Here is a 13,622-nt window from a genome sequence, read left to right on the forward strand (position 1 = left end):
TGGCTTGGATTGAAGGATGTTCACGTGGCGGCGGAAACGATACGCACCCTACGCGAAATGGGGGCGCTCAAGAGTTGTGTATAACGAGGTGCATTAGTCCTCACGCAACGCATCAGGTCGACAAGGGGGTGCGAAACAAAGCGATGGAAAAGTTGGATGTATACTCTTCCGCTCCGGCGAATTTGACAGTCACTGGACACGGTAGTATGGATGCGGCCCATACAAACAATCTTGGTCTGACTGATCCCTTTGTTCGAGCCTGCGAGAAATATGCGATTAGTGATCAACTCTTAGGGCGACTCTACACTTGTTGCGAGAATTTTTGTAGCAACACGACGCTTTTACCGCAGTCAATTAACTTGGGCCCGGACAAAGTAGTTGATCAGGTTCATCGAGATATGTATAACGAAATTTTTTCAATGTCGAGCAAAAAGCCTCGCATTACGGAAGGTAAAGTCTGCCATTATTTAAACCATGCATCAAACCTTCTTCAGGAAATGGCAATCAAAAAAGTGGAGAAGAATGTGTTGGCGGAAACTGCTGGGTATTATATCGCGGGAATTAATAGCGTAGTTCACAAGATAGTTGAGATTGTGGGGGATGAAGCGGATCTGGTCGTCTCAGCGATCAATACTCACATAAAAAGCAATAGATTAGTTGATGCACGCGACTATGTCGCAAGCCCAAAGATGCAGCAGAGGGTTCATGAATCGCCAACCCGCTTTCGGCAACCGGGCTATAACAGCGCAAGCGTGGCCCCTACAGTCTCGCCAGACACCGATGTCGATATGGGTCCCTGGTAGTGATGTAAAGAAAATGACGCGGCATTTTGGTCGATTGCGACTCACTAGCGGTAAGTATCGACACATATAGACGAGTTAGACATTAGCCGCGATGTGCAGGCAGTCCAGTTGCCGGCGAGGCGGAGGGGCCAAATATCGCCGGCGGCGCTCAGCGAAATCAAGGACAAGCGAAGCTCTGGAGAAGGAAGAGAATCATGACAAAGACGGACGAACAGAGAGTATGGGAAACACTGGAGTACCTGCCAGTTTTGTTCATGGAAAAAATACGTGGACTTGCTGTTCAAACCATATTGAAGCAGTGGACAAAACAGCAAAACCTCGCATTGCTCAGCGAAAGGCTATCGCTCGGCGGGTGGCATCCTTGTTCCAGTGCATCGGACGTGAACCTGCGCCATACCCGGCGGGCGCTCTTACTTGCTTTTGAATACAATCGTCTTCCTCTGCTAAAGACACTCGTTTCAAGCATGAGTATGGCCGATACAAAACAAAGATTTTTGAAACAGTGTGATTTAATTAATCCTGTCGTAGCGCTCGGCGCCACGACGCTTGCCGCCTCCTTCAATTATGCAACCGAGTCGGAGAAGTTGTGGGCATTGGGCGCTGGCGGAGAGGTGCGCCCAAGATTGAACGCCGGGGTGGCGGCGCTGTGGCGAGTGCCAAGCGACCGGAACGAGCGGCTCCGATTTGAAAAATGGTTTGGAACGTGTTCGGGAAATAGGTACGACCTGGTTTTGCGAAACTTTGAAATCATTCGAGCCAGCACGAAGGGATACCGGCTTTATTATAGAGGCGATCGTCTGACGAATAATTCTATAGAACGTATACCACCTCATAACGAGGAAATGCCTATCCGTAAAGTGGTGGACTCAGCCGGTTTTTATTCACCTGATGAGCAACGAGACAGTGACCCGCAAAACTGCCATATCTTCCTCGGCAGTCCCTTTTGGGGTCCCGCCGTAACATGGAAGGGGCAAGAAGGTGTGAGTACATCGCGATGTGCAGTTCTCATTCACGAACTGACGCATTGTTTATGTGGCACCTTGGATAAATTGGGCACATCGAAAGGGTACGGAAGTGATAACTGCAAAAACTACGCCGCCAGAAACAGTCCGGATGTACTGCGTAATGCGTCGAATTACCAGTGGTATATCGACGAGTTTTCTTAAGTTTTTTGAGTTAACCGTAAGGAACAGGTAGTGATTGAACTGACGGCTGCCGCCTTGTTCCATCAATGCCGCCCATGACCTGTCACCCGAAGTTAAACGCACACACGCAAACTGTTGCAGACCGAATTTTTGATGTCGCTACCCAGCATAGAGAACTGGAACAGCTTGCGTTCGCCTGACAGGATTTTTTGTGACACTGGTTGCGCCAGTTCCAATCGCAGTGGAATATAGAGAAAAAGTACAATCGGGCTTTTCAAGGCCGCCGTCGCCCTCGGCGTCACATTTGCCCCGGTCCCAGGCAGGCCAGACACCGTCCGCCAAAAAAATTCGCCCACACCAAAAGAAACGTTGCAAAAATAGTCAACATCTGCCATGATTTGTAAACGCGAATCATTATCATTCATTAAGCTTCCAGCAGATAGCGCCTCATATGACCACCGGCTCCGAAATCCGTCAGCTCTTTATCCTTTCCCGCGCCCAGTTGCGGGACGCTGCCGCGCGCATCCTAGGCTGCCGGCAGCGCGCGGAGGACGTGGTGCAAGACGCCTACCTGAAGCTGGCGGACGGTATCGAAGAGCTGCAAATACTCAACCCGGGCGCCTATCTGTTCCAACTGGTACGCAACTTGGCGATCGACCGTCACCGCCGTAGCGCCTTCGAGCTGCAAGTGTTCGCGCCCGAGGACGATGGGCTGCACGTCGGCTCGGCAGCGGCTACGCCCGAGGCCAACGCCATCCATACCCAGCACCTGGTGCTGGTAGCGCGCGCCCTATCCGGACTGCCGGAGCGCACCCGCGCCGCGTTCGAACTGCACCGCCTGGGTGGCAAGACCCAACGCGAGGTGGCGGCCGACCTTGGTATTTCCACCACGCTGGTCAATTTCATGATCCGCGACGCCATGTTGTGCTGCCGCGACGCTCTGCGCGCGGCTTGATCCCAGCATTCCACCGCCGCGCCGAAAAAAGCCGATAACCGCCGGTATGCTGTTGATATAATTGTTGCGCGCCGCCGACCGGGATGGCGCATTCGATTCCTCTATCAACGACGCCATGACCACAACCACAGACGCCGCCGCGCATTGGCAGACAGCCCTGGACTGGATCCAACGCCGGCACGAAGACGACTTTGACGCCGCCGCCCTGGCCGAACTGGCGGCATGGTTGAACGCCGCACCCGCACATCGGCATGCCTATGACGAGGCGTGCAGGGTCTGGCTGGCGGCGGGCCTGGTGCCGCCGTCCGACCCCGCATAGCCGGCCTGCGCACGGCCGGCGCCACCGCGCCATACACCTGAATTGCCGCGCCGTCGCCCGACGACCGCATCCATCCATCCGGACGGGGCCAGGCGTGAACACCCCCCCATTTTCCCTGCAGCGACCCGACCGCGCGCCAGCGCCACGGGCCAAGTGCGCGCGCGATTCCGCTATCGCTGCAAAGCGCTAAATTTCGCCGCGCCTCATGCGTCATAGAAGGAGAGCAGCGCAGGAAGCGCCCCATGTCGGGACGCCCGGCGCTGCCATCACTATGATGGGGAAACCGCATGTCCACTAGCTGCTTTGACCGCGAAGACGAAACCTTTATCGTCCTCGTCAACCACGAAGACCAATACTCGATCTGGCCACACTGGAAGGCCGTGCCGGGCGGCTGGAAGGCCGTCGACGGCGTGCGGGGTCCGAAGAAGGCCGCGCTGGAATACGTCGAAAAAACCTGGACCGACATGCGTCCGCAGTCGCTGCGCGATTGGATGGACGAGCAGGCCTACGCCGTATCGGCCGGTGCCACCGACGCCGCCGCGCACTAAGCCGCAGGACGCCTGATGCCTATTCACTCGCCTTCGCGCCACCATCCCGAGAACTTTGTCGCACACCTGCGTGCGCTCGCCGCGGAACGCCCCGCCGATACCGCCTTGATCGTGGTCGCCGAACGCGAGGGGGCGGTGCACGACACGCCCATTACCTACGCCGCGCTGGAGCGGCGCGTGCGCGCGCTGGCCGCGCATTTGCAGCAACGCTTCGGCCCCGGCGAACGCGCGCTGCTACTGCTCGACAACAACGACCACTACGTCGTCAGCTTCTTCGCCTGCCTCTACGCCGGCCTGGTGGCGGTGCCGGTGTTCCCGCCCGAATCGGCGCGGGAACAGCATCTGGCGCGCCTGGTCGGCATCGCCGCCGACGCCCAGGCCGCCTGCATCCTGACCTCCAGCGATATTCTGAACATGGTCGGCGGCGCCATGGCCGCCTTTGCCGGCGTGACCGTGATCGCCGCCGACCAGGTCGACACCGACGGCGCCGGGCAATGGCTGGCGCGTCTGCCACGGCCCGACGATCTCGCCTTCCTGCAATACACCTCCGGCTCCACCTCCACGCCCAAGGGCGTAATGGTCACCCATGGCAACCTGATCGCCAACGAGCGCGCCATCGAAGCCGCCATGGAAGTACGCGCCGACGACGTGTTCGTCTCCTGGCTGCCGCTCTACCATGACATGGGCCTCATCGGCGGCCTCTTGCAGCCTTTCCACCGCGGCATTCCGGTCGCCTTGCTGACACCGAAATTCTTCCTTGAACGGCCGGCGCGCTGGCTCGAAGCGATCGCGCGCCTGCGCGGCACCGTCAGCGGCGGGCCGGACTTCGCCTTCCGCCTGTGCCTGGACCGGGTCAAGCAAAGCCAGCTGGCCCGGCTCGATTTGTCGAGCTGGCGCGTGGCGTTTTCCGGCGCCGAGCCGGTGCGCCACGACACCTTGTGCGACTTCATCGCGCACACCGCGCCGGCCGGTTTCGCCGCGTCGTCCGTCTATCCCTGCTACGGCTTGGCCGAAGCGACGCTGCTGCTGACCGGCGGGCGCCGCGCCGGCGGCGTCAAGGCGCGCGCCTTTTCGCCCGACAGCCTGGCGCAGGGCACCCCCGCGCCGCAAGACGGCGGCGCCATGCTGGTTTCCTGCGGCGCCATGGTCGACGGCCATCTGCTCGACATCGTCGACCCGCAAACCGGCGCCTCCGCGGCCGCCGGCGCGGTCGGCGAAATCTGGGCCAGCGGCCCGAGCATCGCGCAAGGCTACTGGCGCCGCGAGCGTAACAGCGACGACACCTTCGTCGAGCGCGCCGGGCGGCGCTGGCTGCGCACCGGCGACCTGGGTTTCCTGCACGACGAGCAGCTCTACATCACCGGCCGCATCAAGGACATGATCATCGTCCGCGGCCAGAACATCTACCCGCAAGACATCGAACGCGGCGTCGAAGCCGACGTCGAGGCCGCGCGCAAGGGCCGCGTTGCCGCCTTCGCGGTGCCGATGCCGGACGGCGGCGAGGGCGTCGGCGTGGCCGTCGAAATCTCCCGCGGCCTGCAAAAACTGGTGCCGGTGGCGGCCCTGGTCGAGGCTCTGAGCCAGGCCGTCGGCGCGGCCTGCCGCGAGCCGGCCTCGGTGCTGGTGTTGCTGAACCCCGGCGCGCTGCCGAAGACCTCCAGCGGCAAACTGCAACGCGGGGCCTGCCGCAAGGGCTGGCTGGAGAACACGCTGGACGCCTACGCGATCCACCAGCACGGCCGCTTCGTCCTGGGCGGGCCAATCGAGGCGGCGGCCACCGCCGCGCTCAGCGACACCGAAACGGCGCTGGCCGGCATCTGGCGCGACGTGCTGAAACGCGACGCCGGCGTCGCCTATGCGCGCGACGCCCACTTCCTCGCCAGCGGCGGCAGTTCGCTGGCGGCGGTACAAGTGGCGGCGCGCATCGGCCAACGTTGGGACATCGACTTCCCGGTGCGCCTGATTTTCGAACAGCCGTTGCTGGCGCAGATGGCCGACGCCGTCGCCGCCCAGCTGGCCTGCGGCGCCCGCGACGCGCGCAGCGCGATCGCGCCGCTGGCGCCGGCGCAGCGGCAGTTGCCGCTGCCCTTGTCGCATGCCCAACAACGCCTATGGTTCCTGTGGCAGATGGCCCCGACCAGCACCGCCTACCACGTCGGCGGCGCGCTGCGCTACACCGGCGCGCTCGACACCGAGGCGCTGCGCGCCGGCTTCGACGCCTTGGTCGCGCGCCACGAATCGCTGCGCACGCTGTTCCGCAGCGGCCCCGACGGCCTGGCCGAACAACTGATACAGAATGGTACGCCGCTGGACTGGTCGCAGGCCGATCTGCGCGACGAACCCGCCGGCGCCCGGGAAGAACAGGCGGCGCGGCTGGTCGAGCGCCTCAACAACCGGCCGTTCGACCTGCACAGCGGCCCGCTGCTGCGCGCCGTCTTGATCCGCGTCGGCGAGGCCGAGCATATCCTTGCCGTCGTGGTCCACCATATCGTCTCCGACGGCGTCTCGATGCAGGTGTTGATCGCCGAACTGGCGGCGCACTACCGCGCCCGTCTTGCGGGAACGGCGCCGGCCGTGGCCGCGCTGCCGATCCAGTACGCCGACTACGCCGCCTGGCAGCAAACTTGGCTGCAGGCGGGCGAGGGCGCGCGGCAACTGGCATACTGGCGCCAGCAATTGGGCGGCGAGCAGCCGGTGCTATCTTTGCCGACCGACCGCGCGCGCCATCCGGTCGCCGCCTACCGCGCCGCCGGCCATAGCGTCGAGCTGCCAGCGCAATTGGCGGCGGCGCTGGGCGAGCGCGCGCGTCACCACGGCGCCACCTTGTTCATGGCGTTGCTGGCCGGTTTCCAAGTGCTCCTGCATCGCTACACCGGCCAGAACGACATCCGCGTCGGCGTGCCCCTGGCGAATCGCCAGCGCATCGAAACCGAGGGCTTGATCGGCTTCTTCGTCAACACGCAGGTGCTGCGCAACCAGGTCGGCGGCCGCACCACGCTGGCGCAGGCGCTGGCGCAGGCGCGCGAAGCCGCGCTGGGCGCGCAATCGCACCCGGACCTGCCGTTCGAACAGCTGGTCGACGCGCTCCAGCCCGAGCGCAGCCTGAGCCACAGCCCGTTGTTCCAGGTGATGTTCAACCACCAGCGCGCCGACTACGCCCAGCTGGCGCAACTGCCCGGCCTGGAGGCACGCTATTCCGCGCTGCCGGAGCAGGCGGCGCAGTTCGAACTGACGCTCGACAGCACCGAGCACGCCGACGGCCGCCTGGGCCTGCGTTTCATCTACGCGGCCGAGTTGTTCGATGCCGCCACCATCGCCCGCATGGCCGACGACTACCTGGCCATCGTCGCGGCGCTGGCGGCGCAGCCGGCGCAGGCGGTCGGCGACGTCGGGCTGGTGAACCAGACAGAACAAACCCAGCTTGAAAAATGGGGCGTCAACCCGGTGCGCCACGCCGACGCCGAGCCGGTCCACCGCACATTCGAACGCCACGCGGCGCGCCGCCCCGACGCGCCGGCGCTGGTGTTCGGCGACGCCACGCTTAGTTACGCCGAACTGAACGCCAAGGCCAACCGGCTGGCGCACCACCTGGTGGCGCTGGGCGTGCGGTTGGAAACCACCGTCGGCATCGCCGTCGAGCGCTCCATCGACATGGTGGTCGGCCTGCTGGCGATTTTGAAATCCGGCGCCACCTACGTGCCGCTGGATACCGATTATCCGGCCGAGCGCCTGCGCTACATGATCGAGGACAGCGGCATCGGCCTGCTGCTGACGCACAGCGCGCTGACCGGCGCAGCGGCGCCGGCGCCAGCGGCGCCGCTGCGCACGCTGCTGCTGGACCGGTTAGACCTGTCCGGCGAGAGCGCGGCCAACCCGGCCGTGCCGGTGCACGGCGAAAATCTGGCCTACGTCATCTACACCTCCGGCTCGACCGGCATGCCGAAGGGCGCGTCGAACCGCCACCGCGCGCTGTCGAGCTGCATGGCGTGGATGCAGGAGACCTACCAATTGACGCCGGCCGACACCGTGCTGCACAAGGCGCCGTTCGGTTTCGACGTCTCGGTGTGGGAGCTGTTCTGGCCGTTGACGGCGGGCGCGCGCCTGGCGCTGGCCCTGCCGGGCGACCAGCGCGACCCGGCGCGCCTGGTGGCGCTGATCCAGCAGCACCAAGTCACCACGGTCAACTTCGTGCCGGCGATGCTGCAAGCCTTCCTGGCGCACGAAGGCATCGAAGCGAGCACCCGCCTGAAGCACATCATCTGCGGCGGCGAGGCGATGCCCGCCGAGACGCAGCGCGAAACCTTCGCGCGCCTGCGCCAGGCCGGCCTGCACAACCTGTACGGGCCGACCGAGGCGGCGATCCACGTCACCCACTGGGCCTGCCGCGACGACGGCCAGAACCAGGTGCCGATCGGCCGTCCAATCAGCGCCACCCACACCTATGTGCTCGACACGGAATTGAACATGGTCCCGGCCGGCGTCACCGGCGAGCTGTATCTGGGCGGCGTACACCTGGGCCGCGGCTATCTGCGGCGCGCCGGCCTGACCTCCGAACGCTTCGTCGCCGACCCCTTCGATCCACGCGGCGGCCGTCTGTACCGCACCGGCGATCTGGTGCGCTGGAACGGCGAAGGGCAGCTGGAATACCTGGGTCGCATAGACCATCAAGTGAAAATCCGCGGCCTGCGTATTGAACTGGGCGAAATCGAAGCGCAATTGCTGGCGCAGCCGGCGCTGCGCGAGGCGGTGGTGCTGGCGCGCGAGGCGCCGGGCGGCAAACGCCTGGTGGCCTACGTGGCGGCGCACGAGGGTGCGCTCGTCGACGCCGCCGCCCTGAAGGCGCAACTGGCGCTGCGCCTGCCGGACTACATGGTGCCGCGGCATATCGTCGCGCTGCCGTTCCTGCCGCTGAACGCCAACGGCAAAGTCGACCGCAAGGCCCTGCCGGACGTCGCGCCCGAGGGCCGCACGGCCGGCCAGGCGCCGCAAGGGCAGTTGGAGGAAACGCTGGCGCAGATTTGGTGCGGCTTGCTGGAACTGGGCAGCGTTGGCCGGCACGACAGCTTCTTTGAATTGGGCGGCCATTCGCTGTTGCTGCTGCAAATGCAGCGCCGCCTGGCGCAGCAGCTGGACCTGCATCCGACGGTGGTCGAGCTATTCAAGTACCCGACGCTGGAGGCGCTGGCCGCCTTCCTGCGCGGCGGCAACCGGCCGGCGCGCGCCACGCAGGACGTCGACGAACGGGCCAAGCGCCAGCGCGGCGCATTTTTACAACGCAAACCCGTAGCGGAAAGAGTACCGACATGAACCAGTTGAACCAGCAAGGGGACGCGGCGTACAGCGGCGTGGAAATCGCCATCGTCGGCATGGCCGGGCGCTTCCCCGGCGCCGAGGACATCGACGCGCTGTGGCGCAATATCCGCGACGGCGTCGAATCGCGCAGCGCCTTCAGCGACGACGAATTGCGCGCCCGCGGCGTCGACGCCGGCCTGCTGGCCGACCCCGGCTACGTCAAGGCCGGCATGCTGTTGCAGGGGATGGACCAGTTCGACGCCGGCTTCTTCGGCTACGCGCCGCGCGACGCCGAGCGGCTCGACCCGCAGCACCGGGTGTTCCTGGAAACGGCCTGGCACGCGCTGGAGCACGCCGGTTACGCCGGCGCCGGCGCGCCGGCGCTGACCGGGGTCTACGCCGGCAGCGGCGCCAACCTCTACCTGATGCGCAACCTGCTGCCGGGCGTGGACTGGGCCGCCAGCGACATCGCCTCGCTGTTGGGCCTGATGAACGGCAACGACCAGGGCTCGCTGGCGACCCGCGTCGCCTACAAGCTGAATCTGCGCGGCCCGGCGCTGTCGGTGCAAACCGCCTGCTCGACGTCGCTGGTGGCGGTGCATCTGGCCTGCCGCGCCTTGCTGAACTACGAAAGCGACCTGGCGCTGGCCGGCGGCGTCTGGCTCAACCTGCTGCAAGAGGCGGGCTACCGCCACCAGGCAGGCGCGATCCTGTCGCCGGACGGCCACTGCCGCGCCTTCGACGCGGCCGCCGCCGGCACCGTCATCGGCAGCGGCGCCGGCATCGTCGTGCTGAAGCGCCTCGACGACGCGCTGCGCGACGGCGACACCATCCACGCGGTGGTCAAGGGATCGGCCTTGAACAACGACGGCGCGACGAAAATGGCCTACAGCGCGCCCAGCGTCGACGGCCAGGCCGAAGTGGTCCAGACGGCGCTGGCGATGGCCGGGGTCGACGCCGCCAGCATCGGCTACGTCGAGGCCCACGGCACCGGCACCACGCTGGGCGACCCGGTCGAAATCGCCGCGCTGACGCAGGCGTTCCGCGCCGATACCGAGGGGCGCGGTTACTGCGCCATCGGCTCGGTGAAGACCAACATCGGCCACCTAGACGCCGCCGCCGGCGTGGCCGGCCTGATCAAGGCGGCGCTGGCGCTCAAGCACCGGACCCTGCCGCCAAGCCTGCACTACGAGCGCGCCAACCCGCAAATCGACTTCGCCGCCAGCCCCTTTTATGTGAACACGCGGGCGCGCGCCTGGCCGGCGGGCGCCACGCCGCGCCGCGCCGGCGTCAGCTCCTTCGGCATGGGCGGCACCAATGCCCACGTGGTGCTGGAAGAGGCGCCCGCGCTTGTCGCCGCCCCGAACGCGACGGACGCGCCGTTGCTGCCGCTGCTGCTGTCCGCACGCAGCGCGGCGGCCCTGGACAACGCGGCCGCTCAATTGGCCGGCCACCTTGGGCGCCATCCAGAGCAAGCCCTGGCCGACGTCGCCTACACGCTGCACGCCGGGCGCAAGCATTTCGCGCACCGCGCCGTCGCACTGGGTCGCGACCACGCCGAGGCCGCGCTGGCCCTGGCCGGCGATTCCACCCAATATATAAGCGGGCAGGTCGGCGCCGGGCAGCCGGCGCTGGCCTTCCTGTTCCCGGGGCAGGGCGCGCAACACGTCGGCATGGGCAGCGCGCTGTACCGGAGCGACAGCGGCGTGCGCGCCACCGTCGACCAGTGCTGCCTGCTGCTGGCGGGCCGTCTCGGCCTGGACCTGCGCACGCTGATGTTCCCGGCCGCGGGCCAGGAAGAGCAGGCCGCCGCGCGTTTGGAGCAGACCGCGTTCACCCAGCCGGCGCTGTTCGTCATCGAATACGCGATGGCGCAGATGTGGATACAACTCGGCGTGCGTCCCGCCGCCATGCTGGGCCATAGCATCGGCGAGTACGTGGCTGCTTGCCTGGCCGGCGTGTTTTCACTGGAGGACGCGCTGGCCATCGTCGCCGAGCGTGGCCGCCTGATGCAGGCGACCGCCGAGGGCGCGATGCTCGCCGTCAGCCTGCCGGAGGCGCAATTGTCATCCTACTTTGACGGCGGCTGCGACCTCGCGGCGGTTAACGCCGCCGATCTGTGCGTGCTGTCGGGACCGCTGGCGGCAATCGAAGCGGCCGAGCGCAAGCTGGCCGCCAACGGCGTTGGCGCTCGCCGCCTGCACGTTACCCGCGCCTTCCACTCGGCCTTGGTGGCGCCGATGCTGGCCCGGTTCGAGGAACTGTTGCGCGGCGTCGCGCTGCGGGCGCCGCAGATTCCCTTCATATCCAACCTGAGCGGGCGCTGGATCACGGCCGAAGAGGCGTGCAGCCAGGCTTACTGGGTCGCCCATGTGCGCGGCACCGTGCGTTTTGCCGCCGGCCTGGCCACCTTGCTGGAAGACCCGTCGCGCGTGCTGCTGGAAGTCGGCCCCGGTGAAACCCTCAGCGGTCTGGCCCGGCGCCATCCGCTGACGGAAGGCCGGCCGGTGCTGTCGACGCAATGCCATCCGGCGCGGCGCGCCCATAACGGCCTGCAGTTCAGCCGTTGCCTGGCGCAGCTGTGGGTGGCCGGCGTCGAACTGGACGCGGCCGCGCTGGGTATCGTGGCGGCGCGCCGCGTGGCGCTGCCGGGCTATCCGTTCGAGCGGCAATCGTACTGGGTCGAGGCGGTGGCAGGTCCGGCGCCGGTGGCGCAAGCCGAACGCGGCGTTGCCGACTACCTGCTGGCGCCGGTCTGGAAGCGCGCCGCGCCATTGGCGCCGCGGCCGGGCGCGGACACGCCGCCGCGTGGCGTGGCGCTGCTGTTGGCCGACACGCACAGCCTGGCCGACGGCCTCGCCGATCTGCTGAACGCGCGCGGCCGCCAAGTGGTGCGCGTCGAACGCGCTTCCAGCTTTGAACGGATAGATAAGCATTCCTACGCCGTGCGTCCGGGCGCCAGCGAAGACCTGGAGCACGTGCTGCGTGCGGTACAGTCCGAGTTGGGCCAGGTGTCCGAGGTCTGCCACCTGTGGACATTGGGCGCGGACGCCCCGGCGGATCTGCTTGAGCGCGGCTTCCACAGCCTGCTGGCGTTGGCGCAGGCGCTTGACGCCAACGGCGCCGGAGACGTCGCCATCAACGTCGTGACGGAGCGGCTGGAAGACGTCACCGGGCTGGAAGTGCTGTGCCCGGAGCAGGCAACCCTATACGGACCGTGCAAAGTGATTCCGCAGGAGTTTCCAAACCTGGCTTGCCGGCTGTTCGACGTGGTGCCGGCGCCCGCCGACAGCGCGGCCGAACAACTGCTGGCGCGCCAGTTGCTGGCCGAAATGGACCAGCCAAGCGGTCAATCGGTAATCGCCTACCGTGGCGCACACGCCTGGCACAAGCATTTCGAGCCGGTGCGGCGCGAGGCGGATGCCGGCCAGCGCCTGCGCCGCCATGGCGTGTACCTGATTACCGGCGGTTTGGGCGGCGTCGGCTTGGCGCTGGCCCGCCATCTGGCGCAGGCCTGGCAGGCCAAGCTGGTGCTGCTGGGCCGCAGCGCGCTGCCGCTGCGGCAGGAATGGCGGCAGCGCGTGGAGCGGGCCGACGCGTCCGATCCGCAATTACGCGCTCTGCAAGCGCTGTTGGAGCTGGAGACGCTGGGCGCCGAGGTGCTGCCCGTGCAAGCGGACGTCACCGACGCGGCCCAGATGGCCGCCGCCGTCGCCGCCGCGCGCCATCGCTTCGGCGCGCTGAACGGCGTGGTCCACGCCGCAGGTGCCGCCGGCGGTGGCCTGATCGCCCGCAAATCGCGCGCCGCCGTGGAGAAGGTGTTCGCGCCCAAACTGCAAGGCAGTCTGGCCACGCTCGACGCGCTGGCCGGCGAGCCATTGGACTTCGTGCTGCTGTGCTCATCGCTGTCGGCCGTCACCGGCGGTTTCGGCCAAGCCGACTACTGCGCCGCCAACTGCTACCTGGACGCGCTGGCGCACCGCGCCACCGCCACCGGGTCGCCCTGGATCGTCTCGGTCAACTGGGACGTCTGGCGCGACCTCGGCATGGCCGTTGGCCAGCAACTGGCGCAAGGCGAGGGCATCGCCGCCGCCGACGCCGGCGAACTGCTCGAACGCGTGCTGGCCGGTCCGGCCGTGCCGCAACTGCTGGTCTCGACGCTCGGGCTGGAACGGCAACTGGCGCGCAGCGCCTCGCTCGACATGGCCGAGCGCCTGCCGCCGGCACCGTCGGCGCGGCGCCAGCGGCACGCGCGTCCGGCGCTGGCCCAGGCCTATGTCGAGCCGGGCGATGAATTCGAGCGGGGCCTGGCCGCGCTGTGGAGCGAATTCCTCGGCATTGCCCCGGTCGGCGCCAACGACAACCTGTTCGAGCTGGGCGGCGACTCGCTGCTGGCGATCCAGCTGCTGGCCAAGGTGCGCAGCGCCTATGGGGTTGATTTGCACCCGGCCGGCTTTTTCAAGAACCCGACGGTTGCCGCCCTGGCGGTGATGCTCGAGACCCGAATGATAGAAGACATCGAGCGCGCCGAATCGGCCGCCGCGTCCGCAAAGGTGTAAA

Annotated in this window: 8 protein-coding genes; 7 read left to right on the forward strand and 1 reads right to left on the reverse strand. The window is 66.4% G+C overall.

What is annotated here, in order from left to right:
• Together ACFDR9_RS00005 and ACFDR9_RS00010 are read left to right on the forward strand one after the other, a co-directional pair.
• Positions 1-803: hypothetical protein (locus ACFDR9_RS00005; protein WP_409029622.1), on the forward strand; the 803-nt coding region annotated here is incomplete at its 5' end.
• Between the two features lie 194 nt (positions 804-997).
• The gene (locus tag ACFDR9_RS00010; protein WP_409029623.1) at positions 998-1,969 is read left to right on the forward strand and encodes a hypothetical protein; all 972 of its coding nucleotides are present in this window, start codon (positions 998-1,000) and stop codon (positions 1,967-1,969) included.
• A gap of 92 nt (positions 1,970-2,061) precedes the next feature.
• Here ACFDR9_RS00010 and ACFDR9_RS00015 read toward each other — a convergent pair whose 3' ends face one another.
• On the reverse strand, positions 2,062-2,373 hold the full coding sequence (locus tag ACFDR9_RS00015) for a hypothetical protein (protein WP_409029624.1): 312 nt from the start codon (positions 2,371-2,373) through the stop codon (positions 2,062-2,064).
• A gap of 26 nt (positions 2,374-2,399) precedes the next feature.
• On the opposite strand from ACFDR9_RS00015, the gene ACFDR9_RS00020 reads away from it, so the two are divergent.
• The 5 genes from ACFDR9_RS00020 to ACFDR9_RS00040 all read left to right on the forward strand — a co-directional run bounded on the left by ACFDR9_RS00020 (position 2,400) and on the right by ACFDR9_RS00040 (position 13,621).
• The gene (locus ACFDR9_RS00020; RefSeq protein WP_017875523.1) at positions 2,400-2,903 is read left to right on the forward strand and encodes an RNA polymerase factor sigma-70; all 504 of its coding nucleotides are present in this window, start codon (positions 2,400-2,402) and stop codon (positions 2,901-2,903) included.
• A 64-nt stretch (positions 2,904-2,967) separates the two neighbouring features.
• Complete coding sequence (locus ACFDR9_RS00025) at positions 2,968-3,222, forward strand: DUF4880 domain-containing protein (RefSeq protein WP_409029625.1); 255 nt, start codon at positions 2,968-2,970, stop codon at positions 3,220-3,222.
• A 287-nt stretch (positions 3,223-3,509) separates the two neighbouring features.
• Positions 3,510-3,770, forward strand: coding sequence for an MbtH family NRPS accessory protein (locus ACFDR9_RS00030; RefSeq protein ID WP_017875525.1), 261 nt, complete (start codon positions 3,510-3,512; stop codon positions 3,768-3,770).
• 15 nt (positions 3,771-3,785) lie between these two features.
• Positions 3,786-9,077 (forward strand): amino acid adenylation domain-containing protein, encoded by a 5,292-nt coding sequence (locus ACFDR9_RS00035; protein WP_409029626.1) that lies wholly within the window; start codon positions 3,786-3,788, stop codon positions 9,075-9,077.
• Positions 9,074-13,621: an SDR family NAD(P)-dependent oxidoreductase gene (locus ACFDR9_RS00040; protein ID WP_409029627.1), complete on the forward strand. Its 4,548-nt coding sequence runs from the start codon at positions 9,074-9,076 to the stop codon at positions 13,619-13,621. The genes ACFDR9_RS00035 and ACFDR9_RS00040 overlap by 4 nt, the downstream gene beginning before the upstream one ends.
• The last annotated feature ends 1 nt before the right edge of the window (position 13,622 follow it).

It is taken from the genome of Janthinobacterium sp. CG_23.3 (assembly GCF_046115965.1).
Classification (GTDB): Bacteria; Pseudomonadota; Gammaproteobacteria; order Burkholderiales; family Burkholderiaceae_D; genus Janthinobacterium.

What these genes read in the sequence shown, in the direction of transcription:
- ACFDR9_RS00010 (WP_409029623.1), top strand. Translation starts at nt 998, where the DNA reads ATGACAAAGACGGACGAACAGAGAGTATGGGAAACACTGGAGTACCTG.
- ACFDR9_RS00015 (WP_409029624.1), bottom strand. Translation starts at nt 2,373, where the DNA reads ATGAATGATAATGATTCGCGTTTACAAATCATGGCAGATGTTGACTAT.
- ACFDR9_RS00020 (WP_017875523.1), top strand. Translation starts at nt 2,400, where the DNA reads ATGACCACCGGCTCCGAAATCCGTCAGCTCTTTATCCTTTCCCGCGCC.
- ACFDR9_RS00030 (WP_017875525.1), top strand. Translation starts at nt 3,510, where the DNA reads ATGTCCACTAGCTGCTTTGACCGCGAAGACGAAACCTTTATCGTCCTC.
- ACFDR9_RS00035 (WP_409029626.1), top strand. Translation starts at nt 3,786, where the DNA reads ATGCCTATTCACTCGCCTTCGCGCCACCATCCCGAGAACTTTGTCGCA.
- ACFDR9_RS00040 (WP_409029627.1), top strand. Translation starts at nt 9,074, where the DNA reads ATGAACCAGTTGAACCAGCAAGGGGACGCGGCGTACAGCGGCGTGGAA.